Below are 24,343 nucleotides of genomic sequence, written 5' to 3'. Positions count from 1 at the left end.
GCCGACAGCGGCCCGAAAGACTGACTTTTTCCGATTTACGACCGTCCGTCCGACGTGACTGTGCAGTCACGAACCCGGTGGACGTGTAAACTCCGCGCCAAAATGACGTGTCACTTCACTTTCGTTGCCTTCGTCCTGTCTTTGGACGTACTCCTGCGGGCCGCGTTTAGCCTACGGCGAACGCAAAACCGCCCGTATCTTGACCGGAACGCCTATTCCGGTCAATACGGCAAAATGGCCAGTCATAAGCCGCGCTACTTTGATTTATCTGGCTTCCAGCGAATTCAAACAAACGTTTGTATTGGACGCTGGTGGTGGTGTAGATATAATGCGCCGCCTAGAGAGAAAGATGTCTCATCCGTGATCCTCTTCCCGATGGGGAGCAGGAATACTGGAGCGCGACACCAAACCTCCACCATTAGAAAAAACTGTTGAGCCTTGAGTAGGAGAGAGTCTGTGGAACGCGAATACATGGAATTCGACGTGGTTATCGTCGGTGCCGGCCCCGCAGGCCTGTCCGCCGCTTGCCGGCTGAAACAGAAAGCGGCCGAAGCGGGTCAGGAAATCAGCGTCTGCGTGGTGGAAAAAGGTTCCGAAGTCGGCGCCCACATCCTTTCCGGCGCGGTGTTCGAACCACGGGCCCTGAACGAACTGTTCCCGGACTGGAAAGCACTCGGCGCGCCGCTGAACACCCCCGTCAAACGCGACGACATCTATGTCCTGCGCAGCGGCGAGACCTCGACCAAGGTCCCCGATTTCTTTGTGCCCAAGACCATGCACAACGAAGGCAACTACATTATCTCCCTGGGCAACCTGTGCCGCTGGCTGGCCCAGCAGGCCGAGAACCTGGGCGTGGAAATCTACCCGGGCTTCGCCGCCCAGGAAGCACTGTTCGACGAGAACGGCGTGGTCCGCGGGATCATCACCGGCGACCTCGGTGTCGACCGTGAAGGCCACCCGAAGGAAGGCCTGTACACCCCCGGCATGGAACTGCGTGGCAAGTACACCCTGTTCGCCGAAGGCTGCCGCGGGCATATCGGCAAGCAACTGATCTCGCGCTTCAAGCTCGACAGCGACGCCGATGCCCAGCACTACGGCATCGGCCTGAAGGAAATCTGGGAAATCGATCCGGCCAAGCACGAGCCGGGCCTGGTGGTCCACACTGCCGGCTGGCCGCTGGACATCATGAGCGCCGAGAACACCGGCGGCTCGTTCCTCTATCACCTGGAAAACAACCAGGTGGTGGTCGGCCTGATCGTCGACCTCTCCTACAGCAACACCTTCCTGTCGCCATTCGACGAGTTCCAGCGCCTCAAGCATCACCCGGTGCTTGCCCAGTACCTGGAAGGCGGCAAGCGCATCAGCTACGGCGCCCGCGCCATCTGCAAGGGCGGCCTGAACTCGCTGCCGAAGATGGTCTTCAACGGCGGCGCGCTGATCGGCTGCGACCTCGGCACTCTGAACTTCGCCAAGATCAAGGGCAGCCACACCGCGATGAAGTCCGGCATGCTCGCCGCCGAAGCCGTGGCCGAGAAGTTGCTGGCCGGTGCCGAAGGTGGCGACGAGCTGCACAACTACGTCGAGTCGTTCAAGGCCAGCTGGCTGTACGAAGAACTGTTCGCCAGCCGCAACTTCGGCCCGGCGATGCACAAGTTCGGCCCGATCATCGGCGCGGGCTTCAACTGGTTCGACCAGAACATCATGGGCGGCAAGCTGCCGTTCACCCTGCACGACACCAAGCCGGACTACGCCTGCCTGAAGCTGGCCAAGGACTCGACGAAAATCGATTATCCGAAGCCGGATGGCAAGCTGAGCTTCGACAAACTCAGCTCGGTGTTCATCTCGGGTACCAACCATGAAGAAGAGCAGCCGTGCCACCTGAAGCTGAAGGATCCGAGCATCCCGATCGGCAAGAACCTGCCGATGTACGACGAACCGGCGCAGCGCTACTGCCCGGCCGGCGTATACGAAGTGATCACCCGGGAAGACGGCGAGAAGCGCTTTCAGATCAACGCCCAGAACTGCGTGCACTGCAAGACCTGTGACATCAAGGACCCCGCGCAGAACATCACCTGGGTGACACCGGAAGGCGCCGGCGGACCGACTTACCCGAACATGTAAGCGCGATGCCTGATCGTTCCCACGCTCTGCGTGGGAATACAGCCCGTGACGCTCCGCGTCACCCGCAGAGCGGACGCGGAGCGTCCAGCGAGGCATTCCCACGCTGGAGCGTGGGAACGATCAATGTACTCGACCTTGAGGCCTCGTCCTATACCGATTGGGCTGCCAGGATCCCCTCTTCCACCGGGCTGTGCTCAAAGTAGCGCTTGTACTCCCGGCTGAACTGTGACGTGCTCTGGTAGCCCACCCGATGCGCTACCTGCGCCACACCGAGACCATCACTCGCCAGCAGACGCTGGGCCTTGATCAGGCGCAGGCGCTTGAGGTACTGCACTGGCGACAACAGGGTGCTGCGCTTGAAATGCTCATGGAAGGTCGAGGTGCTCATGTTCGCGTAACCCGCCAGGGTATCGACGTTCAGCGGCTCGGCGAAATGCTCGTGCAAATGACTGAGGGACGCGGCCAGCCGGGCAAACTGTCCCTGTTGCTCCACCAGCGCCCTCAGCACATCGGCCTGGGGTCCGCGCAGCGCGGCGAACAGCACCTCGCGCAAGCGCGCCTGGCCCATGATCCGGCACTCCAGCGGATCATGCAGGCACCGCAACAGGCGCTCAACGCTCAGGCGCATCTCATCGTCCAGCGCCACCGAGGTCATCGACTCCGGCGTCTGCGACGAAGCGCCGCGCTCCGCCGCCAACCCCATCGCCAGCACCAGCTCGCTCAACAGCGCCCGGTCGATACCGATGGACACCCCGAGCAACGGTTCCTCCAGCGTGGCAAAAGTCTCGTACTCGAAAGGCACCGGCAACGCCTGGATCAGGTAATGCCCAGCGCCATACTCGAGGATACGCGGCCCCAGGTAGGCGAGCTTGCTGCCCTGGGCGATGACCATCAGGCTCGGCTCGTAGATCTGCGGGCAGCGCGAGACATTGCCGTACGCCGCCACGATGTGCACGTGGGGCAGCGGGGTCGGCCAGAAACCCGAACGGGGCGCCAGGGGCTGGAGCAATGAAACCATCGTGGCATTGGCGTCGAGATGACGGGTCAACTGCATGGCAAAAACTTCACGGAAAAAGGGATGTGAACATCATCGCAGGTCCTGGGCGACATGAAAGTGGCCGGCCGCCGATACCGGAGGATTAGGCATGACACTCGGAGGAATCGTCATGGCCGGCCCGTGGGACGACGCAGAGAATGGCCCGCCTCAACCGTCACTGCCTTGCGAGGTTTCTTCATGTACACCGCCATCGGTTATGCCGCTCAATCGGCCACCACTCCCCTCGCCCCCGTCACCTTCCAGCGTCGCTCGCCACGACCGGACGATGTCGCCATCGAGATTCTCTACTGCGGCGTCTGCCACTCCGATATCCACCAGGCGCGCAACGAATGGGGGATCGCCGTCTACCCGCTGATGCCGGGCCATGAAATCGTCGGCAAGGTCACCGCCGTCGGCGGCGCCGTCACCCGCCACAAGGTCGGCGACCTGGTCGGTGTCGGCTGCATGGTCGACTCCTGCCGCCACTGCGAAACCTGTCACGCCGACCTGGAGCAATACTGCCTGGAAGGCATGACCATGACCTACGGCGGCGCCGACCGCGTGGACGGCAGTATCACCATGGGCGGTTACTCCGACAGCGTCGTGGTCAGCGAACGTTTCGTCCTGCGCATCCCGGAAAAACTCGACCTGGCCAGTGCCGCGCCGCTGCTCTGCGCCGGCATCACCATGTACTCGCCGATCAAGCACTACGGCATCAAGGCCGGTGACAAGGTCGGTGTTCTCGGCATGGGCGGCCTGGGTCACATGGGTATCAAGCTGGCCAAGGCCGTGGGTGCCGAAGTCACCCTGTTCACCCGTTCCGCCAGCAAGGCCGGGGAAGCCCGTCGCCAGGGCGCCGATCATGTGATCGTGTCCACCGACGACGAGCAGATGAAAGCCGCCGCCGGGCACTTCGACTTCCTGCTCGACACCATCCCGGTGCAGCACGACCTCAACCCCTACCTCGATACCCTGCGCTTTGACGGTGTGCATATCCTGGTGGGCCTGATCGAGCCGGTGGACCCGGCGCTGCATGCCGGCAAGCTGGTGATGAAACGCCGCGTGCTGGCCGGCTCGCTGATCGGTGGCATCGCCGAAACCCAGGAAGTCCTGGATTTCTGCGCCGAGCACGGCATCACCTGCGATATCGAAATGCTCGATATCCGCGATATCAACGAGGCCTACAGCCGGATGATCGCCGGTGATGTGAAATACCGCTTCGTGATCGATATGGCGACGCTGAAGGTCTGACACGCCGATACCCCGTGCGATCGTTCCCACGCTCTGCGTGGGAATGCAGCCCGTGACGCTCTGCGTCGCAGATCAAGGGTGGACGCGGAGCGTCCAGTGAGGCATTCCTTTGCTGCGCGTGGGAACGATCAGCTACGGTCAGCCACCCAACTCGGCCGAGATACTCGCTGCCGCTTTCTTGATCAGCGGGATCAGCTCGGCCATCTTCTCCAACGGCATGTAAGGCACGGTACTGGCGATGCTGATGCCGGCGACGATACGCCGGCCGGCATCGCGAATCGGCGCCGCCACGCAGCGGATCGACGGTTCGTTGTCTTCCAGGTCGAACGCATAGCCGCCCGCCGCATACTCCTGCATGCGCTGCAGGAACTGCTCCCAGGACGCTTCCCGGTGCTGCGGCCACAAGGCATTTTTCCCCGCCGCCGGCAGGCTCACTTCATATAGCCGTTGCCATTCCTGCGCCGTGTCGTCGAGCAGCAGCGCCTTGCCGATCCCGGTTCGCGCCAACGGCATGCGATGACCGACCCGCGAACGCATCTCCGGGCCATTGCGCCCCGGATTCTTGTGCAGGTACAACACATCGTCATCTTCACGGATCGCCAGGTGGATGGTGTCGCCGGTCAGGCTCGACAACTCGTCCAGGTACGGCACGGCCAGGGTCACCAGCGGCAGCTCTTCGCGCGCCTGGAAACCCAGTTCGATCAGCTTCGGTCCAAGCAGATAGCCGACCTGCGGCACCACCCGCAGATAGCGTTCTTCCACCAGGCAACTGGCCAGGCGATGGGTGGTGCTGCGCGTGGTACCGATGCGCCGGGCGATTTCCTTGAGATCACGGGCACCACCAGCCACCGCCTGCACCACACCCAGGCCACGCAGCAGGGTCTGGGTGCCGGTGGGCGCAGCCTCCTTGGCAGCGTTCGTCGGGGCGATCGGAGCGTCTTCCTGCATATCCAGCCTATTAAGAGGTGTACCAGAACGGCGGCCATTATGGCCTTTCGCTTGCCGGCTGTGGAGCACGACCCGCCGACTTCGGCAGCAGGCGCCGATTATCGCCTGGTCAACGTTGTTTCAGCCGGTCGATGATCACCGCCACCAGCAGGATCGAACCACGGATCACGTACTGGTAGAAGGTGTCGATGTTCTTCAGGTTCATCGCGTTCTCGATGATCGCCAGGATCAGCACCCCGGCAATCACATGGCGGATCAGGCCGATCCCGCCACTGAGGGACACCCCGCCCAGCACACAGGCGGAAATCACTGTCAGCTCGAAACCCTGGCCGATCATCGGCTGGCCCGAGGTCATGCGCGAGGCCAGGATCACCCCGGCCAGCGCGCCGACCAGGCCGTGCACGGCGAAGATGATGATCTTGGTCCGGTCGACGTGGACCCCGGCCAGCAACGCCGCTTCCTGGTTCCCGCCAATGGCCATGGTGTTGCGCCCGTAGGTGGTGTAGTTGAGCAGCCAGCCGAAGAACAGGAAGCACAGCACGGTGATCACGATCGGCACCGGCACACCGAACAGTTGGCCGTTGCCGAAGACAAAGAAGCCCTCGTCCATCACGCCGACCGCCTTGCCGCTGGAAAAGATATAGGCCAGCCCGCGGACGATCTGCATGGTCGCCAGGGTCGCGATCAGCGCATTGATACGCAACTTGGCGATCACGATGCCGTTGATCAGCCCCACGCAAAGCCCCATCGCCAGGGCCGCCGAGACACCGAGGAAAACGCTGTCGGTATCGCGGATGACGATCCCCGCCACCACGCCCGCACAGGCGATCACCGAGCCCACCGACAGGTCGAAGTGACCCGAGGCCAGGCAGAACAGCATGGTGCAGGCGGCGATCCCGGTCGTCGAAATCGCCAGGCCGAGGCCGCGCATGTTCAGCGGGGAGAGAAAGTTGTCGATGAACAGCGTGCAGAACAGGAAGATTCCCAGCGCTGCCAGGAGCATCACCCAATCGTCGAAAAACTTGCGTTGATTCAGACCCAGCCAGAACGCGCCCGGCGTTTTTACCTGTGACATAGCCACCTCGTCAGTCTTCGGTCCCGCGTTCACGGGAGTGTCTCTTCAGTCCCGCGTTCGCGGGAGCAGCTCTTTTAGTCCCGCGTTCGCGGGAGCGCCAATTGCAACAGCCGGGCCTCATCGGCCTCGCTGCGCGCCAGTTCGCCGGTGATCGCCCCTTCGCTCATCACCAGCAGGCGGTCGGCGATGCCCATGACTTCCATCAGGTCGCTGGACACCACGATCACCGCAATGCCCCTGGCGGCCAGGTTGTGGATAATCTGGTAGATCTCCGCCTTGGCACCGATATCGATGCCGCGGGTCGGTTCGTCGAGCAGCAGCACTTTCATCGGCATCGACAGCCAGCGGCCGAGAATGGCCTTCTGCTGGTTGCCGCCGGACAGGTAGAGAATCGGCTGCGCCGCCGATGGCGTACGGATATTCAGGGCGGCGATCTGCCGTTGCGCGTTGTCCCGCTCCCAGCCGCCCTGGATCAGGCAACCGAAGCCGGCGTGATGGGCGCGGGCACTGATATTGATGTTCTCCGCGACGCTGGCACGCGGCACGATGCCTTCCTTCTTGCGGTCCTCCGGGCACAACAGCACTCCCGCGGCAATGGCGTCGCGAGGTGACCTGAAGCGCACCGCCTGCCCCTCCAGCAGCAGTTGCCCGCCCTTGCCGCGGGCGAGTCCGGCCAGCAGCCGCAGCAGTTCCGTACGCCCCGCACCGACCAGGCCGAACAGGCCAAGCACCTCGCCCTTGGCCACGTTGAAGTTGACCGGTTCCTGCAGGCCCGGCCCCAGCAACCCTTCGACCCGCAAGGCTTCGCCGAAGTGTTCGCGCGCCCGGTAGTTGTAGATGTCCTGGATATCGCGACCGACCATGCAACTCACCAGTTGATCGACGCTCAGCTGTGCCATGTCCTCGAAGGTGCGTACAAAACGCCCGTCCTTGAACACCGTCACCGCATCGCAGATGCGGAACACTTCCTCCATCCGGTGTGAGACATAGAGGATCACCCGCCCCTCGTCCCGCAGGCGCGCGATGATCACCATCAGCCGCTCGATCTCCCGCGCCGACAGGCTGCTGGTGGGCTCGTCGAAGGCGATCACCCGGGCATTGCGCGACATCGCCTTGGCGATTTCCACCAGTTGCCGCTGGCCCAGGGACAGGCTGCCGAGGCGGGTATTCGGATCGATCTCGTCGGCCAGGCCCTTGAGCAATTCCCGGGCACGACGGACCATCGCCCGCCGGTTGACCACGCCCCAGCGCGTGGGCATATGGCCCAGCAACAGGTTCTCGGCCACGCTCATTTCCGGCACCAGTTGCAATTCCTGGTGAATCACCGCGATACCGCTGGCGATGCTGTCGGCGGCGGACCTGAAGTGCAGGGTCTGTTCGCCGATCTGCAGATGGCCGCTGTTGGGCGCGTAGAAGCCGCCCAGGATCTTCAACAGGGTCGACTTGCCGGCGCCGTTTTCCCCCATCAGCGCATGCACGCTGTGGGGCCGGGCCTCGAAGCTGATCTGCGCCAGGGCGCGGACACCGGGAAACTCCTTGCCTATGCCATTGAAGCGCAGGCTGGCGCCGCTGTTCGGTGGGTTCGACATGCTCATGCTCCGCCTGAATCACTCAAGGAAAAAGCCATCCTTGTGGCGAGCGGGCTTGCCCGCGCTGGGCCGCGAAGCGGTCCTGAAACCAGAGAACGCGTTGTGTCTGGCACAACGACGTGACCGGTTTTACGGCTGCTGCGCAGCCGAGCGTGGGCAAGCCCTCTCGCCACAGAAAGTTCGTTGATCGTTCCCACGCTCCGCGTGGGAACGATCCCCGGCACGCGTTTCATTTCCACAGGCCGATCTTGCTCAGTTCCGCCTGGAAGTTCGCCCGGGTGATCAGGGTGACGTTGTCCAGCGCGGTGTACTTGGCCGGCTCCTTGCCCGTGGTGACCCAGGTGTACATCTGGCTGGCGGTTTCATAGCCGGAGGTGTCCGGGCTCAGCAGCATCGAGCCGAAGAAGCCGCTGTCGGCCTTTTTCAGTTCGCCGATGGCATCGGTGCCGTTGATACCGACGCCGATCACATTGGCCGCCTTGAAGCCGGCGCTTTCGGTGGCGCGCACGCCGCCCAGCACCGCGCTGTCGTTCATGCCGCCGATCAGCAGGTTCTTCGCCGCCGCGGGCAGCTTGACCAGCGCCGAGTTGGTGGCATCCATGCTGCCCGGAACATCGAGGGTCTTGAGCGGGCTGAAGAGAATATGATCAGCCGGCAAGCCCGCAGCCTTGAGGCCCTCCACCGAACCGTCGGTGCGCTTCTTGCCGGTGTCCAGTTCGTCGAAGGTATTGATCACCGCGTAGGTGCTGCTCCAGTCCCAACCACGCTTCTTCGCTTCCTCGGCCATCGCCGCGCCCTGCTTCTGGCCGATCTTGAACGCCGCCAGGCCGACGTAGGGCACGTCTTCCATCGGGTTGCCCTTGGCATCGACAAAGCGGTCGTCCACTGCCAGTACCTTCAGCCCGTTGAGTTTGGCTTTGGCCATGATCGCCGGGCCCAGCGACGTGTCCGGCGGGCAGATGACAAAACCCTTGGCACCATTGGCGGCCAGGGTATCGATGGCGGCCAGGGTCTTCTCGCCATCCGGGACGGCGATCTTGATCACCGTGAAGCCCTTGTCCTTGCCGGCCTTCTCGGCAAAGGCCCACTCGGTCTGGAACCAAGGCTCTTCGGCCTGCTTGACGAGAAAGCCGATCTTCACTTCTTCGGCGGCCACCAGATGGGTAAAACCACCGGCGACGACTACCGCGACCGCACAGGCCAGGGAACGGAGCTTGCGTTTGATAAGCATGGGTAACCCTCTTGTTCTTGTTTGGCTGGTTCTTGTTGAATCGTCACGTGCAACAAACACCGCCCCGAAGGCCGGCGTGCAAGTCAGTCGTGGTACATCACCGAGCGCCCGCCATCGATCATCAGGCAGGTGGCATTGATGAAGGGTGCCTCGTCGGTCGCCAGGAACAGCGCCGTCATCGCCACCTCGACCGGCTGGCCGATACGCCGTGGCGGATGCAGGTCGAAGGCCCGCTGGCGCTCGGCCTCGGGGTCGGCGAAACCGTTCCAGTAGTCGACATTGAGCTGGGTCTCGATATACCCCGGGGCAATCGCGTTGACCCGGATCCCCTTGGGCGCGTACTCGATGCCCAGCGCCCTCGTCAGGCCGAGCAGGCCATGCTTGGCCACCGGATAGGGGAAGCAGCCAGGGATAATGTGGCTGGAATGAGTCGAGGCGATATTGATGATGTTGCCGATACCCTGCTCGATCATGTGCGGCAACACCGTGCGGCAGCCGAACCAGGCGCCATCGAGATCGATGGCGAAACAGCGCCGCCAATCCTCGTCGGTCATTTCCAGCGGGTCGCGAAACACATTCACGCCCGCGCAGTTGACCAGCACATCGACCCGACCGAAGCGCTCGATGGCCACATCGACCAGAGCGCGCCATTGCGTCTGTGAGGTGATGTCGATGGCCAGGGCGTGAATCTGCGCGCCCTGCTCACGCCAGCGGGCGGCGACCCGCTCGACCTTCTCGGCCTGGATATCGCCGATCACCAGCTTTGCCTGTTGTGCCTGGAAGCAGGCGACAATCGCCTCGCCAATGCCCTGGGCCGCGCCGGTAATCACTACTACCTTGTCTTTCAGGCGATCGCCCCGCTTGGGCTCGGGGACTTCGGGTAACGACAGCGGTTTTGCCATTTCAAACACTCCTGAATGAAATCGAATGAACCCGGAATTCGCGCTACAACTCGATCCGCTCGACCTTGCCGACCAGCAGCCCGTAGGACAGCGCGCCGATCAACGCCAGCACGGCGATATAAGTGATGGCCGGGGCGAAGGAATCGCCGCTGGCGAGAAAGCCGATGACGATCGGCGTAGTGATCGCCGAGAGGTTGCCGATGAAGTTGAATACCCCGCCGGTCAATCCCAGCAGGCGCGCCGGGGCGAGGGTCGAGACCAGCGACCAGGTGATGGAGGCCAGGCCGTTGCCGAAGAACGCCAGGGCGAGAAAAGCGATCACCAGGGCCGTGGAGTCGACGAAGTTGGCACCGATGATCGAGGTGGAAATCAGCAGCCCGCCGATGATCGGCAGCTTGCGCGCCAGGCCGATGCCGACTCCACGGCGGATCAGCCAGTCGGAGAACAGCCCGGAGCAGAGCACGCCGACAAAGGCCGCGAGAAACGGTAACGAGGCGAGGAAGCCGGACTTGATAAAGTCCATGCCACGGTACTTCACCAGGTAGGTCGGGAACCAGGTCAGGAAAAACCACAGGGTCGAGTTCAGGCAGAACTGTCCCAGGTAGATGCCCCACAGTTTGCGCTTGCTGAGCACGATGCCCAGGTCCGCCCAACTGAACGGCGCCTTGCGCCGAGCCGTTTGTGCCTGGATATCCACCAGCCCGCCGCCCTCGCGGATCAGTTCGATCTCGGCGGCGTTCGCGCCCTTGAAGTCGCGGGGCTCGCGATACACCGCGTACCAGATCACCGCCCAGATAATCCCCACCACGCCAGTGCTGACAAACACCATGTGCCAGCCGTACTGGTGCTGCAGCCAGGCCAGGACCGGGGTGAGAAAGGCCAGGCCGACAAACTGCCCGGAGGTATAGAAGCCGATGGCCGTGGCTCGCTCACGCTCCGGGAACCAGGTGGTGACGACCCGACTGTTGATCGGATAGGCCGGGGCCTCCAGGGCGCCGACCGCCATGCGCAGGACGAACAGGGCGATAAAGCTGGCGGCGAAACCGAGCATCACCGTCGCCACCGACCACAGCAGCAGGGCCACGCTGTAGAGGATCCGCGGCGGCACCCGGTCCACCAACCAGCCACCGGGAATCTGCATGGCGGCGTAGGTCCAGCCGAAGGCCGAGAAGATCAACCCGACATGGATCGGGTCGATGCCTAGGTCGCTGGTCAGGGCCGGCGCGGCAATCGACAGGTTGCTGCGGTCCAGGTAATTGATCACCACCGTGATGAACAACAGCACCATGATGAAGAATCGCTTGCGGCTGGGCGTCACCAGGGACGCCGGCGCCAGGGGCCGTTCGAATTGCATGGAGCGTGCCTCTTCTTATGATTATTGAGGACTGCTTGTCTATCCCTGATGATCGTTCCCACGCTCCGCGTGGGAATGCATCCAGTGACGCTCCGCGTCACCTTCAGCAGCGGACGCAGAGCGTCCTGAGCGGCGTTACCACGCGGAGCGTGGGAACGATCAAGCAACGATCAGGTATCACCACTCGGCAAAACTGCCATCGGCATGGCGCCAGATCGGGTTGCGCCAGCGGTGACCGATGGCAGCCCGTTCGATCACATAGTCCTCGTTGATCTCGATCCCCAGGCCAGGACCGTTGGGGATTTTCACGAAGCCTTGGTCGTAGTCGAACACCCGTGGATCCTTGACGTAATCCAGCAGGTCGTTGCTCTCGTTGTAATGGATGCCCAGGCTCTGCTCCTGGATAAAGGCGTTGTAGCAGACCGCATCCAGTTGCAGGCACGCCGCCAGGGCAATCGGTCCCAGCGGGCAATGCAGGGCCAGGGCGACGTCATAGGCCTCGGCCATGTTGGCGATCTTGCGGGTTTCGGTGATGCCGCCGGCATGGGAAGCATCCGGCTGGATGATGTCGACATAACCTTCGCTGAGCACCCGCTTGAAGTCCCAGCGCGAGAACAGCCGCTCGCCGAGGGCGATCGGTGTGCTGGTCAGCGGCGCCAGCTCCTTGAGGGCCTCGTAGTTCTCGCTGAGCACCGGCTCCTCGATAAACATCAGCTTGTAGGGATCGAGCTCCTTCATCAGCACCTTGGCCATGGGCTTGTGCACCCGGCCATGGAAGTCCACGCCGATGCCGACATTCGGTCCCACCGCATCGCGCACCGCGGCGACATTCGCCAGCGCCAGGTCGACCTTGTCATGGGTGTCGAGGAATTGCAGTTCCTCGGTGCCGTTCATCTTTACCGCCGTGAAGCCGCGACTGACCGCTTCCTTCGCCGCCCGCGCGGTATCGGCCGGACGGTCGCCGCCGATCCACGAATACACGCGGATCTTGTCCCGCACCTGGCCGCCCAGCAGGTCGCTGACCGACACGCCCAGGGCCTTGCCCTTGATATCCCAGAGCGCCTGGTCGATCCCGGCCAGGGCACTCATGTGGATCGCCCCACCACGATAGAAGCCGCCGCGGTAAAGCACCGTCCAGATATCCTCGATATTGCGTGGGTCCTTGCCGATCAGGTAATCGGACAATTCCTCGACCGCCGCCGCCACGGTATGGGCTCGGCCTTCCACCACGGGCTCGCCCCAGCCAGTCACGCCCTCGTCGGTCTCGACCTTGAGGAAGCACCAGCGCGGTGGAACGATAAAGGTGGTGAGCTTGGTGATTTTCATCGTTTATCTCTCTTGTCGATGTTCATGGCGGAGCGCACGCACGCGGCGCCGGCAGTCTTAACGAAGGGTGTTCCAGGCGGTCACGTAGGCCTTGGCACGAACCGCGACCTCATCGGCGCTCATGCCCGGCTTGAAGAGTCCCGAGCCGAGGCCAAAGCCACCGACGCCGGCCTCGAGGAATACCGCCATAGTGTCCGGGGTGATGCCGCCCACCGGGATCAACAGGGTCCCGGCCGGCAACACCGCGAGCCAGGCCTTGACCACCGCCGGGCCCATCTGCTCGGCGGGGAACATCTTCAGCACGTCGGCACCTTCGGCCAGCGCGGCAAAGGCTTCGGTGGGCGTGGCGACGCCTGGCGACAGGTACAGTCCGGCGGCCTTGGCCGCGCGCAAGACCACGGGGTCGCTGTGGGGCATGACGATCACCTGGCCGCCCGCCGCCTTCACCTGTTCGACCTGCGTCGGCGTCAGCACGGTACCGGCGCCCACCAGGCAATCGGCGGGCAGGCTGTCACGCAGGATACGGATGCTGTCATAGGGCTGCGGGGAGTTGAGTGGCACTTCCAGGGTGCGAAACCCGGCGTCGTACAGCACCTTGCCGATGGCCTCGGTTTCCTCCGGGCGCAGGCCGCGAAGGATGGCGATCAAGCCGTTTTTTGCCAGCGCTTGCTTGAGCATCTCAAACCTCTGAAAGGAATCGTCGAAAGCTTCAGTCGAGCAAACCGGCCGCCTGGGCCAGCTGCCATAAACCCCGTTCGGTGGCCTGCTCGGCCAGGCTTACCGAGGCAAAGCCGCAGGCTTGCAGGGCTCGCCGATAACGGGCGCAGAGTTGTTCGTTGCCGATCAGCAGGATCGCCGGCAGGTCGCCGCCGGCGTGCCGCTGCAGCAGCAGCGTGCGCAGCGCCACCAGTTCATGACCGATCAGCAGGCCGGACAGGTAGTTGGGTTGTTCCGCCGCGCTCAGTTCGCCGGTCAGACCCAGGGTGCGGGCACTGAACAGGGTCGACAACGGACCGATCTCGCCCTCGGCGGACAAGGCCACCTGCACACCACGGTCGAAGGCCAGCGCATCGAAGGGTGCGTTGCGTTGTTGGGTGCGGCCGAGAATGGTGTGCTCGCTCAGCGCGCCGAAGAGTTCGCCGGTCATGAAGGTATCGAAGTGCACGAGGTTGCCGGCAACCACCTGGACCCATTTCGAATGGCTGCCGGGCAGGCCGATCAGCACGCGGCTGTCGTCGCCCAGCACATCGAGGGCACCGAGCACCTGGGTTTCCTCGCCGCGCATCACGTTGGGCAGGCGGGAACGCTGGATGACACCGGGAACGATGTGCAGGTCGATGCCACGCAGGGTGCCGACCTTTTGCAGGCTGGAGCCCAGGCCGCCAAGGCTGGCCGGCGTTTCCCGATAGACCGCCTCGCGCCAGCCCTGGGCGCTGCCGACCATGCCACAGGCGATCACCGGCAGTTGCGGGTTGGCATCAAGCCAGTCGCCGCAGGCCTCATCGAAGGCCAGTTCGAAACCATCGCTGCACCACTGGCCGGCCACCAGGCGCGGCGCCTTGGGCAATTGCATGATGCCGCAAGCCAACGCGCGCTGTTCCAGCACCAGGCCCTGGGGGCCGAGCTTGTAGGCACGAAGGGAAGTGGTTCCCCAGTCGAGCGCGATCAATTGCGCCTGCATCGCTTCACCTGTTTTGTTTTTTTGGACAGTGAGTGCGATGAACTATAAACCCGGCGCGTTTAAAATCTCAATATATAAATATCAATCCCATATATTGGGAATAATTCAACCTTATAAACAACACCGACCTTGTGGGAGCCGGCTTGCCGGCGATAGCGCTCTTGAGATCGCTAAAAGCTTCGCGGGCAAGCCCACTCCCACACGGACCGTGGCAACAACGATATTTTGCGGCGAGGCACCAATGTGTGGGAGCCGGCTTGCCGGCGATGGCGTTCTTGAAATCGCTAAAAGCTTCGCGGGCAAGCCCACTCCTACACGGACCGTGGCAACAACGATATTTTGCGGCGAGGCACCAATGTGTGGGAGCCGGCTTGCCGGCGATGGCGTCCACACAGGCGCCGCATGACTCAAGGGCCTCTTCGCCGGCAAGCCGGGCTCCTACAGGGGTTGGCGGTGTCAGTGGGAGAGGCTGTCGCAGACGCCGTGGTATATTCGCGCCCCCCGCCCTGTGGAAGGAATGCCCGACGGTGAACAAGAAAATCGGCATCAGAGCCCAGCAAGCCGACCAGACACGCGCCCGCATCCTCAAGGCGGCAGTCAAGGTTTTCACCCGCGACGGCTATTCCGGTGGCCGGGTGGAAAGCATTTCCCGCGAGGCCGAATCCAACGACCGCATGCTCTACTACTACTTCGGCAGCAAGGAGCGGCTGTTCATCTGCGTGCTGGAACACACCTACGAGCAGTTCAACAAGGCCGAAAGCAAACTGCGCCTGGACCTGGACCAGCCCCTGGAAGCCCTGCGGAAACTGGTGGCCTTTGTCTGGAACTACTACGTCAGGCACCCGGAGTTCGTGGCCATCCTGAGCATCGAGAACCTGCACAAGGGCAAGCACGCCCAGCAGTCCGGGGAGCTGCGGCGGCTGTCGGGGGAAGCGGTCGGCGTGCTGCGGCCGATCATCGAGGCGGGCCAGGCCCGGGGGATCTTTCGCGAGGACCTGGACCTCAAGCACGTGTACCTGATGATCGCCTCGCTCTGCTATTTCTATAACTCCAACCAGCACACCCTGAGTTCGTTCCTCGGCGAGCCGCTGGCGGAAAAACACCAGCAGCAGGACTGGCTGGCGTTTATCAGCGATCTGGTGGTGCGCGGGGTGCTGCGTTTGCCCTAATCAAGACGGGCACATTATTGTGGCGAGCGGGCTTGCCCGCGCTCGACTGCGAAGCAGCCGTAAACCGATCACATCGTTCTACCTGATACACCGAAGTCGCTGGTTTTAGGGGCGCTTCGCACCCCGGCGCGGGCAAGCCCGCTCGCCACAAGATCCAGTTCAGTCAGTGGCTGCCGGGATTGGCCCGCAGGTGCGCCACGGTCTTTTCCAATCCCTGCCATTGCGGCGCGTTGCCGGCGAACCGATTGCGCAGGTACGCCGCCAGTTCCGCCACCTGGGTATTGGACAAGCTGTCCTTGAAGCCCGGCATATAACCCAGGTCGCGAGTCGCCGGCGTCGGGACACCCTGCAGGATCACCTTGATCAGATTGTCCGGCAGGTCGCTGTGCACATTGGTATTGCTCGCCAGCGACGGGCTGACCCCGAACAGCTTCGGCCCCAGGCCATCGGCATGGCAGCCCTGGCACGAGCCTTCGAACACCCGCTGCCCGTTGCTCAGGGACAACGCTTCAACCGCTGCCGGGCGGGTTGCCCGCTCCACCACCCGCGCCTCGTCCTGCGCGCCGTTGAGCGAGGCCAGGTACACCGCCATCGCCCGCACGTCTTCCTTCGGCAACTTCGCCAGTTCGCTGACCACCGGCCCCATCGGCCCCGCCGCCACGCCATGGGCATCGGAATAGCCGCTGCTCAGGTAGGTGAACAACTGATCCTCGGTCCAGGGCGTCGGCGCCTTCGACAAGCCGGTGAGGGCCGGCGCCTCCCAGCCATCGACCAGCCCGCCGGACAGAAACGCCGCGCCGCCCTTCTCCGCGCCCATCAGGTTGCGCGGCGAATGACAGGCCGCGCAGTGCCCCAGGCCGTTGACCAGATAAGCCCCGCGATTCCACTGCTCGCTGCGTTGCGGCTGCACCTGGATTTCCCCCTTGCGCAGGAACAACGCATTCCACCCTGCCATCAACGGCCGCTGGTTGAACGGAAAGCGCATGGCGTTGGCCCTGGCCGGCTGACTGACCGGTGCCTGGGACATCAGGTAGGCGTACAGCGCCTGCATGTCGGCATCGTTGATATTGCGAAACGCCGTGTAGGGAAACGCCGGATACAGATTGCGCCCGTCGCGCCCGATACCCTCGCGCATCGCCCGCTCGAAGGCCGGATACGACCAACTGCCGATGCCGGTCTGTACATCCGGGGTGATATTGCTGCTGTACAAGGTGCCGAATGGCGTCTCCATCGCCAGCCCTCCGGCATTGGTCGCCCCGCCCGGCGCCGTATGGCAGACCGCGCAATCGCCGACCGCTGCCAACAGGCGTCCACGTTCCAGGGTGGCCGCCGACCAGGTGCCGGCGCTCGGTGGCGCGATGGGGGCGATCTCGCCGTGCCAGGGCCAGGCAGTGGCAGCCATGCCCAGCAACGCGCCAAAGGCGGCGAACAAGGAACCGAACAACCATTTCGAGCGCTTGCCGGGGGACTTCGGCGGGTCCTGCTCGGTGCCGGCGTTCAACGCCTGCAACACCCGCTCCGGGGTGATCGGCAGTTCGCGAAAGCGAATCCCGGTGGCATCGAAGATCGCATTGGCAATCGCCGCCGCGCTCGGCACCGAAGCCGATTCCCCCGCGCCCATGGGCGGCTCGCTCTGGCGCGGCATCATCAGCACATCGATCTTCGGCACTTCGGGAAAGGTCAGGATCGGGTACCCCCCCCACTCCTTGCTCGCCACCGTCGACTCTTCGAAGGTCACCCGTTCCTTGAGCACCCGGCTGGTGGACTGGATCACATTGCCGTGGATCTGATGCCGCACCCCGTCGGGGTTGATCATCATCCCCGAGTCATGGCCGATGACCACTCGGGTCACCGAGACATCGCCGGTCTGCCGGTCGATCGCCACGTCCGCGACCCAGGCGGCCCAGGCCGCGCCGAAACCGGGAAACTTGCTGTGGATATAACGCGCGTAGGCAAAGCCGCGCCCGCGCAGCAGATGATCGTCGTTGGGGGTCTGCATCGGTGCGGTCCGCGGGGTCCAGGCGGCGCGCTCGGCGGTGGACTTCACCAGGTCCACGGCGCGCTCGTCATGCAGGTAGCGCAAGCGGTATTCCACCGGGTCGACCCCGGCGGCAAAGGCCAGTTCGTCGATATAGGATTCGTGGGCAAAGGTATTGGGCAAGGCCGAGACCCCGCGCATCCACGAGGCCCGGACAATCGGCGCCATGTCGTTGATGCTGACCCGCATATGCTCGTAGTCGTAGGGCGGGATCGAGGTCCGGTCGCCCATCTCGAACATCGCCGCCACCGGCTCGACGCGCCCGGTGAGCAACAAGGCCAGGGTCGGTGCGCCGTTGGACGGGTAGCTGGTCTGGAAATCGTAGGCGGCGACACTGCCATCGGCATTCAGGCCGCCATCGATATCCATCAGTTGCGCCGTGCCCTTGGGCTCCCAGACGTGTTCCTGGTCGCGGGTCAGTTGCACCCGCACCGGCTTGCCGACAGCCCGGGACAGCAGCAGCGCATCGGCGCAGACATCGTCGGCACAGTTGCGCCCGTAACAGCCGGCGGCCTCCATGCGGATGATCTCGATATGCTCTTCCGGACACTCCAGCAGCCAGGCCAGGTCGGCCCGCAACAGGTGCGGATTCTGGCTGCCGGACCAGACCCGGATGCCGCCTTCCTGATAATCCGCCAGGCCGCAGGACGGGCCGATCGAAGCATGCATCTGGTACGGCCACAGGTAGCTGCGCGGCATGCGCTGGCTGGCGCCGGCCAAGGCTTCGTCGACCTGGCCCTGGTCGTGCACCGTGCGCTTGATCCGCGGATTGTCGCGAATCGCCTGCTCGACATCGCTCAGGTCCGGCAGCTTCTGCCGCCAGTCCTTCCAGCGCACCCGCAGTTCCTGCGCCGCCTTGGCCGCCTGTTCCTCGCGCAACGCCACCACGCCGACAAAGTCGCGGATTACCACCACCCGGACAATCCCGGGAATATGCGCGATGGACGACTCATCCACGTCCAGCAGGCTGTTGCCGACAAAGTCGCCGCTGTCGAACCCGGCATAGGGCGGCCGCACCACCCGGCCATGGAGCATGTCCGGCACGCGCATATCGTGGACATAGGTCAGTTCGCCGGTGGCCTTGGCCGGAATATCCACCCGCGCCGCGCCCTTGCCCACCAATCGATAGTCGGCGGCCGGCTTGAGCGGCGCGTCACCGCTGATGCGCAACTGATCGTGCTCGCCCGCCACCAGTTCGGTGTAGCTCAGGGCCCGACCGTCGGGCGCCTTGACGATACCGCGCTCGACCCGCAGTTCCTGCGCGGTCAGCGACCAGCGCCGGGCCGCGCGTTCCAGCAGAAAACGCCGCGCCTCGGCCGCCGCGTTGCGCAGGGGCACCGCGGAAATCTGCAGGGTCGCGCTGGCGATGGTCGCGCCCTGGTTCGGCGCACGCTCGGTGTCGCCGAGCACCATGCGCACCTGCGCCACGTCCAGGTCCAGCTCCTCGGCGACAATCTGCGACAGCGAGGTGCGGATGCCGGTGCCGAGGTCGACATGGCCGTTGAAGGCATAGACCCAGCCATCATCGCTGACCGCGATGAACAGCCCCAGCTCCTTGGGCTTGACCACCGGCGAACCGCCTTTGGCCACCGGACCGGAGGGCGGCAGGATATCGTCGACAATCAACAGGACGCCGGGCTTGGCCAGCAATTGATCACGGGTGGGAATGGCATCGGTCATGGTCGTCGGTCCACGTTCAAGGCGTTTGACGGGCGGCACGCAGCACCGCGCGAAGGATTTCGATATGGGTACCGCAGCGACAGAGATTGGCGGACAGCTCGTTGCGGATCTGTGCTTCGCTGGGGTGCGGGTTGCGGTCGAGCAGGGCCTTGGCGGTCATGATCATGCCGTTCAGGCAGTAGCCGCACTGGGCCGCCTGCTCGTCGATAAAGGCCTGCTGCACCGGGTGCGGCGCCTCGCGGCTGCCGAGACCTTCCAGGGTGACGATCTGCCGATCCACCGCACCGGCCAGGGGAAACACGCAGGAACGCGCGGCCACGCCGTCGATGATCACCGTGCACGCCCCGCACTCGCCGAGGCCGCAGCCGTACTTGGGGCCGTTGAGCCGCAGGTCGTTGCGCAGGACCAGCAACAGCGGCGTATCCGCCATGGCGGTGACCGAGGTGGTGCTGCCGTTGACCTCAAGGGCTACCGTGATTTCCTGCGTCGTCATGGGCTGCGCTCAATTCATTTTATGAAGTGATCACTACATGAAAAAGCCGTGGCCTGACGCCGTCAGTGTCTCCTGACGACACACTTTTTCTGATGAAGTGGTTACTACATGAACAGAGAGCAAGAAGGATGCCAGCCAGGCTTTCCGGCATCCCACCTGCCTGTTGGCGAAATGCAAAACCTGTAGGAGCCGGCTTGCCGGCGATGGCGTCCGAGAGGCTTACCGGCCCTACGGCGATCGTTCCCACGCTCCGCGTGGGAATGTCTCCCTGGACGCTCTGCGTCCGCTGAAGATCTGTGACGCGGAGCGTCACGGGCTGCATGCCCACGCGAAGCGTGGGAACGATCAGTGCAGGGGGGGTTATTCGTCGCGGTCGTCGATCATCTTGCGCAGCAGGAACAGCACCGCCACCTGCTCGGCGGGGTTGAGGTTGCTCATGGTCAGTTCACTGATGCGCGCCGCGCAGGGCGTTGTTTGCTGCACCAGGCGGGTGCCTTCGGCGGTCAGGCCGACGATGACCTTGCGCCGGTCCTCGGGGTCCGGCTCCAGGCTGATCAGCTCGCGGGCCTTGAGCCGTTCGACGATGCCGCGAATGGTGGCCTGATCGACAGCGGTGGCCTTGACCAGCTCGGTCAGGGAACTGGGACCGTGGTCACGCACTGCGCATAAAGTGACGAACTGCACGGCGGTCAGCTGCGAATCGCCGACATTCTGCTGGAAGATCGCCATATGCCGCTGATAGGCCTTGCGCAGCAGGTGACCGACCTGTTCGGAGAAAACGTAGGGATTGGAGTCAGGAATATCCGGCACGGCAGGCTCGAAAAGACGAAGGAGAATGGGCTGGCATGATGGACAGGTTGTCGGGCGGACTCAAGTGTGAGGTTATCCGAGCCAGCCCCTTCGCGGGCAAGCCCTGCTCCTACAGTCGTCTATCGCTCACCAGATCGTTCCCACGCTCCGCGTGGGAATGCAACCCGTGACGCTCCGCGTCACAGATCTACAGCGGACGCGGAGCGTCCAGAGAGGCATTCCCACGCGGAGCGTGGGAACGATCCACGTCGCCAGGCACTCAACGAGCCCGCGAGGCCTCGGGGGCCACCACGTCCCCACCGATCACCACCGCCTGGTCATCCAGGTAGACATCGCAATTGCGCAGCGGGATGTCCATGTGGCACGGCGTCTTGCGGGTGCCGCCGACTTCGGTGTTCGGTCCGGTGGAGAACAGGAAGTTGCCGTAGAACGCCCGGGCGTCCATGCACATCCCGTCGTTCTTGTCGTGCAGGCCCATGGCGGTCCACTGTGCCTTCGGTTGCAGGCCCCAGCCGATATGGGAGATGCCGTAGACCTCGGGATCGTTGAAGTACTTCATGTAGTCGCGCAGGTATTGCGCCTCGAAACCGCCATGTATCGAGGTGATGAAGCCCTTCTCGATCTCCAGGGTGATCTTCTCCCGGGTGTAGGTCTTGAATGGCAACAGGATGTCGCCGATATCCAGTACCAGCACGCCTTCGGCGGTTTCCTCGTTCGGCCAGGAAAACAGGAAGCCGCTCGGCCAGTGGTCCCAGCGCCCAGGCTCATCGGCGAAACCGTATTCGGTCACCGACGGATATTGCCCCAGCGCCGCGCGAAAATCGCTGCCGGCACGGGACTTCACATGGATCGAGCGCGCCTTCTTCAACAACGCTTCCGCCGCCAGCACCCGCACCTTGTCGGCCTCGGTCGGCAGCATCCGCGCCAGCACTTCCGGCGGCTCGACCGCCAGCAGGATGCGCGTGCCGGTCTTGAGGATCTGCTCCTGCTCCGGCGAGTGCAGCAGCATCATGGTGTCGACGATCAGGTCCGCCGCCTCCAGCGCCCGCTGGGCGGCGATATTGCCGGTCAGCGCGGTGTCGCCGCAGTAGGCGGTCATGTCATTGCCCATGGCCATCGGGTGGTTGAACGACGGCAATTCCACCGCGTACACCTTGGCCCCCAGACGCTGCGAGGCCTCCATCGCCGAGCGCACGGTGCGCGGGTCGGAGTAGTGGCTCTTGAGCACCGCGACACTCTGGGTCGAGTCGACCTTCGACAGTTTCAACACATGCTCGAACATCTGGGTCAGTTCGCAATCACTTACCGGCATTTCCTCTCTCCTCGATTCGCCCGCGACGCACCAAGTAGAAGCGCCACGCTTCACTCTAGTGCATTTTTATAGCGTATACGCCATTTAAATTCGATAAGACCCGAATTGAAGACATTCTGCAAGAGCCAGACCAAAACGTTACAAACTCACACAAACCCAATAAAACAAGGTTACATAGCGTTACAGCAACCAAATATCGGCAAAATTTTAATTTTTACAGGGGATCTTCTCTTTTCAAAAAAAGAGCGTATACACTTTAAAAACCTTGCGGGTCGTCCCCGCCAACCTTCACTCGGAACGAGGAGCATGCCCATGGCAAGCACACAAAAAATCGCCATCGTCGGCGCGGGCCTGGGTGGCGCGGCCGCCGCCACACTGTTGCAACAGGCCGGGTTCGACGTGACGATCTACGAGCAGGCGCCGGAGTTTTCCCGCCTGGGTGCCGGGATCCACATGGGCCCGAATATCATGAAGATCTTCCGTCGCATGGGCATCGAGCAGCAGCTCGACCAGATGGGCTCGCACCCGGACCACTGGTTCAGCCGTGACGGCATGAGCGGCGAATACCTGTCGCGCATCCCCCTGGGCGAGTTCGCCCGCAAGGAATACGGCGCCGCCTACATCACCGTGCACCGTGGCGACCTGCATGCCCTGCAGATGTCCACCATCAAGCCGGGCACCCTGCACTTCAACAAGCGCCTGGAAACCATCGAGGACCGCGGTGACCAGGTGCACCTGACGTTCACCGACGGCACCCACGCCAGCGCCGATATCGTCATCGGTGCCGACGGTATCAACTCGAAGATCCGCGAGGAACTGCTGGGCCAGGAAGCACCGCTGTACAGCGGCTGGGTCGCCCACCGCGCACTGATCACCCGCGACAAGCTGGCCCGCTACGACCTGGCCTTCGAAGACTGCATCAAGTGGTGGAGCGAGGACCGGCACATGATGGTCTACTACACCACCGGCAAGCGCGACGAGTACTACTACGTCACCGGCGTACCGCATCCGGAACTGGACTTCGACGGTCCGTTCGTCGACAGCAGCCGCGAAGAAATGTTCGAAGCCTTCCAGGGCTACCACCCCACCGTGCAGGCGCTGATCGAATCCACCGATACCGTGACCAAATGGCCGCTGCGCAACCGCAATCCGCTGCCACTGTGGAGCCGTGGGCGCCTGGTGCTGCTGGGCGATGCCTGCCACCCGATGAAGCCGCACATGGCCCAGGGCGCCGGCATGGCCATCGAGGATGCCGCGATGCTGACCCGTTGCCTGCAGGAAACCGGTCTTGGCGACTACCGCACCGCCTTCGAGCTCTATGAAGCCAACCGCAAGGACCGCGCCTCCCGCGTGCAATCGGTGTCCAACGCCAACACCTGGCTGCGTACCCAGGAAGATCCGGCCTGGGTCTACGGCTACGACCTCTATGCCCAACAGCTGAAATCGGGGGTGGCGGCGTGAGCACCTTCGTCCATGGCGGTAACGTCCAGGCCAACGGCATTCGCCAGCACTACCTGCGCTACGGCGGCAAGGGCGCGGCGCTGATCCTCATCCCCGGCATCACCAGCCCGGCGATTACCTGGGGCTTTGTCGCCGAGCGCTTCGGCAAGTATTTCGACACCTATGTGCTGGATGTCCGTGGCCGTGGCCTGTCCTCCAGCGGCCCGGAACTGGACTACAGCGCCGAGACCTGCGCCAGCGATATCGCCGCGTTTGCCGCCGCCCTGAGCCTCGACGGCTATCACCTGGTCGGCCACTCCATGGGCGCGCGCTTTGCCGTGCGCAGTGCGGTGCTCAGCCCCGCCGGGGTGAAAAGCCTGGTACTGATCGACCCGCCGGTGTCCGGCCCGGGCCGTCGCGAATACCCGAGCAAGTTGCCGTGGTACGTCGACTCGATCCGCCAGTCGCTGGTCGGGATGGACGCCGAGGCGATGCGCGCTTTCTGTGCCACCTGGACCGAAGAACAACTGCAACTGCGCGCCGAATGGCTGCACACCTGCTACGAACCGGCGATTGTCCGGGCGTTCAACGACTTCCATGACGTCGACTTCCACCAGGACCTGCCACGGCTCAAGGCACCTGCCCTGCTGCTGGTCGCCGGTCGCGGTGGCGTGATCCAGCCCGAGGACGAAGCCGAGATCCGCGAACTGCAACCGACGATCCGCATCGCCCACGTTGCCGATGCCGGACACATGATTCCCTGGGATGACCTGGACGGCTTCTTCGCCGCCTTCGGTGACTTCCTCGGCGTACGCCTGACCTCTTGAACATGTGGGAGCCGGCAAGCCGGCTCCCACAAAGTGACCCGAATCATCGATTCAAGGAGA

19 protein-coding genes are annotated in these 24,343 nt (G+C 63.6%); 5 read left to right on the top strand and 14 right to left on the bottom strand.

Annotated features, from left to right (window positions below; translation table 11 throughout):
- Window positions 1–456: 456 nt before the first annotated feature.
- Complete coding sequence (locus tag HX851_RS35360; protein WP_177064282.1) at window positions 457–2,121, top strand: electron transfer flavoprotein-ubiquinone oxidoreductase; 1,665 nt, start codon at window positions 457–459, stop codon at window positions 2,119–2,121.
- A 148-nt stretch (window positions 2,122–2,269) separates the two neighbouring features.
- On the opposite strand, the gene HX851_RS35355 is transcribed toward HX851_RS35360, so the two are convergent.
- Complete coding sequence (locus HX851_RS35355) at window positions 2,270–3,175, bottom strand: AraC family transcriptional regulator (RefSeq protein ID WP_177057478.1); 906 nt, start codon at window positions 3,173–3,175, stop codon at window positions 2,270–2,272.
- Between the two features lie 180 nt (window positions 3,176–3,355).
- Here HX851_RS35355 and HX851_RS35350 point away from each other — a divergent pair, with 180 nt between their 5' ends.
- Entirely contained in the window at window positions 3,356–4,408 is a 1,053-nt protein-coding gene (locus HX851_RS35350; RefSeq protein WP_177064281.1) for an NAD(P)-dependent alcohol dehydrogenase, read from the top strand.
- 138 nt (window positions 4,409–4,546) lie between these two features.
- On the opposite strand, the gene HX851_RS35345 is transcribed toward HX851_RS35350, so the two are convergent.
- The 9 genes from HX851_RS35345 to HX851_RS35305 all read right to left on the bottom strand — a co-directional run bounded on the left by HX851_RS35345 (window position 4,547) and on the right by HX851_RS35305 (window position 14,514).
- On the bottom strand, window positions 4,547–5,356 hold the full coding sequence (locus HX851_RS35345) for an IclR family transcriptional regulator (protein WP_177057480.1): 810 nt from the start codon (window positions 5,354–5,356) through the stop codon (window positions 4,547–4,549).
- A 109-nt stretch (window positions 5,357–5,465) separates the two neighbouring features.
- Window positions 5,466–6,431, bottom strand: coding sequence for an L-arabinose ABC transporter permease AraH (gene araH, locus HX851_RS35340; protein ID WP_177057481.1), 966 nt, complete (start codon window positions 6,429–6,431; stop codon window positions 5,466–5,468).
- A gap of 74 nt (window positions 6,432–6,505) precedes the next feature.
- Window positions 6,506–8,020 (bottom strand): L-arabinose ABC transporter ATP-binding protein AraG, encoded by a 1,515-nt coding sequence (gene araG, locus HX851_RS35335; protein WP_370590380.1) that lies wholly within the window; start codon window positions 8,018–8,020, stop codon window positions 6,506–6,508.
- Between the two features lie 229 nt (window positions 8,021–8,249).
- Window positions 8,250–9,251, bottom strand: coding sequence for a substrate-binding domain-containing protein (locus HX851_RS35330; RefSeq protein WP_177057483.1), 1,002 nt, complete (start codon window positions 9,249–9,251; stop codon window positions 8,250–8,252).
- Between the two features lie 83 nt (window positions 9,252–9,334).
- Window positions 9,335–10,153: an SDR family oxidoreductase gene (locus tag HX851_RS35325; RefSeq protein ID WP_177064279.1), complete on the bottom strand. Its 819-nt coding sequence runs from the start codon at window positions 10,151–10,153 to the stop codon at window positions 9,335–9,337.
- 43 nt (window positions 10,154–10,196) lie between these two features.
- Complete coding sequence (locus HX851_RS35320; protein WP_177064278.1) at window positions 10,197–11,507, bottom strand: MFS transporter; 1,311 nt, start codon at window positions 11,505–11,507, stop codon at window positions 10,197–10,199.
- A 177-nt stretch (window positions 11,508–11,684) separates the two neighbouring features.
- A complete protein-coding gene (gene dgoD, locus HX851_RS35315) occupies window positions 11,685–12,833 on the bottom strand; it encodes a galactonate dehydratase (RefSeq protein WP_177057486.1) in 1,149 nt (382 codons plus the stop codon).
- Window positions 12,834–12,890: 57 nt separating this feature from the next.
- Complete coding sequence (locus tag HX851_RS35310; protein ID WP_177064277.1) at window positions 12,891–13,511, bottom strand: 2-dehydro-3-deoxy-6-phosphogalactonate aldolase; 621 nt, start codon at window positions 13,509–13,511, stop codon at window positions 12,891–12,893.
- Between the two features lie 31 nt (window positions 13,512–13,542).
- Window positions 13,543–14,514 (bottom strand): 2-dehydro-3-deoxygalactonokinase, encoded by a 972-nt coding sequence (locus tag HX851_RS35305; protein WP_177057488.1) that lies wholly within the window; start codon window positions 14,512–14,514, stop codon window positions 13,543–13,545.
- A gap of 527 nt (window positions 14,515–15,041) precedes the next feature.
- Between HX851_RS35305 and HX851_RS35300 the strand changes: the two genes are divergently transcribed.
- Entirely contained in the window at window positions 15,042–15,683 is a 642-nt protein-coding gene (locus HX851_RS35300) for a TetR family transcriptional regulator (RefSeq protein WP_369680881.1), read from the top strand.
- 163 nt (window positions 15,684–15,846) lie between these two features.
- Here HX851_RS35300 and HX851_RS35295 read toward each other — a convergent pair whose 3' ends face one another.
- From HX851_RS35295 to HX851_RS35280, 4 genes are all read right to left on the bottom strand, one after another.
- Window positions 15,847–19,401, bottom strand: coding sequence for a molybdopterin cofactor-binding domain-containing protein (locus HX851_RS35295; RefSeq protein WP_177064276.1), 3,555 nt, complete (start codon window positions 19,399–19,401; stop codon window positions 15,847–15,849).
- A 16-nt stretch (window positions 19,402–19,417) separates the two neighbouring features.
- Window positions 19,418–19,894, bottom strand: a complete 477-nt coding sequence (locus HX851_RS35290; protein WP_177057491.1) for a (2Fe-2S)-binding protein — start codon at window positions 19,892–19,894, stop codon at window positions 19,418–19,420.
- A gap of 360 nt (window positions 19,895–20,254) precedes the next feature.
- Window positions 20,255–20,695, bottom strand: coding sequence for a MarR family winged helix-turn-helix transcriptional regulator (locus tag HX851_RS35285; protein WP_177057697.1), 441 nt, complete (start codon window positions 20,693–20,695; stop codon window positions 20,255–20,257).
- Between the two features lie 268 nt (window positions 20,696–20,963).
- Window positions 20,964–22,016, bottom strand: coding sequence for a 2,5-dihydroxypyridine 5,6-dioxygenase (locus HX851_RS35280; protein WP_177057492.1), 1,053 nt, complete (start codon window positions 22,014–22,016; stop codon window positions 20,964–20,966).
- A 312-nt stretch (window positions 22,017–22,328) separates the two neighbouring features.
- Between HX851_RS35280 and HX851_RS35275 the strand changes: the two genes are divergently transcribed.
- Window positions 22,329–23,477: an FAD-dependent monooxygenase gene (locus tag HX851_RS35275; RefSeq protein WP_177057493.1), complete on the top strand. Its 1,149-nt coding sequence runs from the start codon at window positions 22,329–22,331 to the stop codon at window positions 23,475–23,477.
- On the top strand, window positions 23,474–24,283 hold the full coding sequence (locus HX851_RS35270; RefSeq protein WP_177064275.1) for an alpha/beta fold hydrolase: 810 nt from the start codon (window positions 23,474–23,476) through the stop codon (window positions 24,281–24,283). The genes HX851_RS35275 and HX851_RS35270 overlap by 4 nt, the downstream gene beginning before the upstream one ends.
- Window positions 24,284–24,343: the final 60 nt, after the last annotated feature.

It is taken from the genome of Pseudomonas gingeri (assembly GCF_013385635.1).
Taxonomy (GTDB): domain Bacteria; phylum Pseudomonadota; class Gammaproteobacteria; order Pseudomonadales; family Pseudomonadaceae; genus Aquipseudomonas; species Aquipseudomonas gingeri_A.
Note: the sequence above shows the minus strand (reverse complement) of the source record. Positions and strands in the feature narration are given on the sequence as shown.

What these genes read in the sequence shown, in the direction of transcription:
- HX851_RS35355 (WP_177057478.1), bottom strand. Translation starts at nt 3,175, where the DNA reads ATGCAGTTGACCCGTCATCTCGACGCCAATGCCACGATGGTTTCATTG.
- HX851_RS35350 (WP_177064281.1), top strand. Translation starts at nt 3,356, where the DNA reads ATGTACACCGCCATCGGTTATGCCGCTCAATCGGCCACCACTCCCCTC.
- HX851_RS35345 (WP_177057480.1), bottom strand. Translation starts at nt 5,356, where the DNA reads ATGCAGGAAGACGCTCCGATCGCCCCGACGAACGCTGCCAAGGAGGCT.
- araH (WP_177057481.1), bottom strand. Translation starts at nt 6,431, where the DNA reads ATGTCACAGGTAAAAACGCCGGGCGCGTTCTGGCTGGGTCTGAATCAA.
- araG (WP_370590380.1), bottom strand. Translation starts at nt 8,020, where the DNA reads ATGTCGAACCCACCGAACAGCGGCGCCAGCCTGCGCTTCAATGGCATA.
- HX851_RS35330 (WP_177057483.1), bottom strand. Translation starts at nt 9,251, where the DNA reads ATGCTTATCAAACGCAAGCTCCGTTCCCTGGCCTGTGCGGTCGCGGTA.
- HX851_RS35325 (WP_177064279.1), bottom strand. Translation starts at nt 10,153, where the DNA reads ATGGCAAAACCGCTGTCGTTACCCGAAGTCCCCGAGCCCAAGCGGGGC.
- HX851_RS35320 (WP_177064278.1), bottom strand. Translation starts at nt 11,507, where the DNA reads ATGCAATTCGAACGGCCCCTGGCGCCGGCGTCCCTGGTGACGCCCAGC.
- dgoD (WP_177057486.1), bottom strand. Translation starts at nt 12,833, where the DNA reads ATGAAAATCACCAAGCTCACCACCTTTATCGTTCCACCGCGCTGGTGC.
- HX851_RS35310 (WP_177064277.1), bottom strand. Translation starts at nt 13,511, where the DNA reads ATGCTCAAGCAAGCGCTGGCAAAAAACGGCTTGATCGCCATCCTTCGC.
- HX851_RS35305 (WP_177057488.1), bottom strand. Translation starts at nt 14,514, where the DNA reads ATGCAGGCGCAATTGATCGCGCTCGACTGGGGAACCACTTCCCTTCGT.
- HX851_RS35295 (WP_177064276.1), bottom strand. Translation starts at nt 19,401, where the DNA reads ATGACCGATGCCATTCCCACCCGTGATCAATTGCTGGCCAAGCCCGGC.
- HX851_RS35290 (WP_177057491.1), bottom strand. Translation starts at nt 19,894, where the DNA reads ATGACGACGCAGGAAATCACGGTAGCCCTTGAGGTCAACGGCAGCACC.
- HX851_RS35280 (WP_177057492.1), bottom strand. Translation starts at nt 22,016, where the DNA reads ATGCCGGTAAGTGATTGCGAACTGACCCAGATGTTCGAGCATGTGTTG.
- HX851_RS35275 (WP_177057493.1), top strand. Translation starts at nt 22,329, where the DNA reads ATGGCAAGCACACAAAAAATCGCCATCGTCGGCGCGGGCCTGGGTGGC.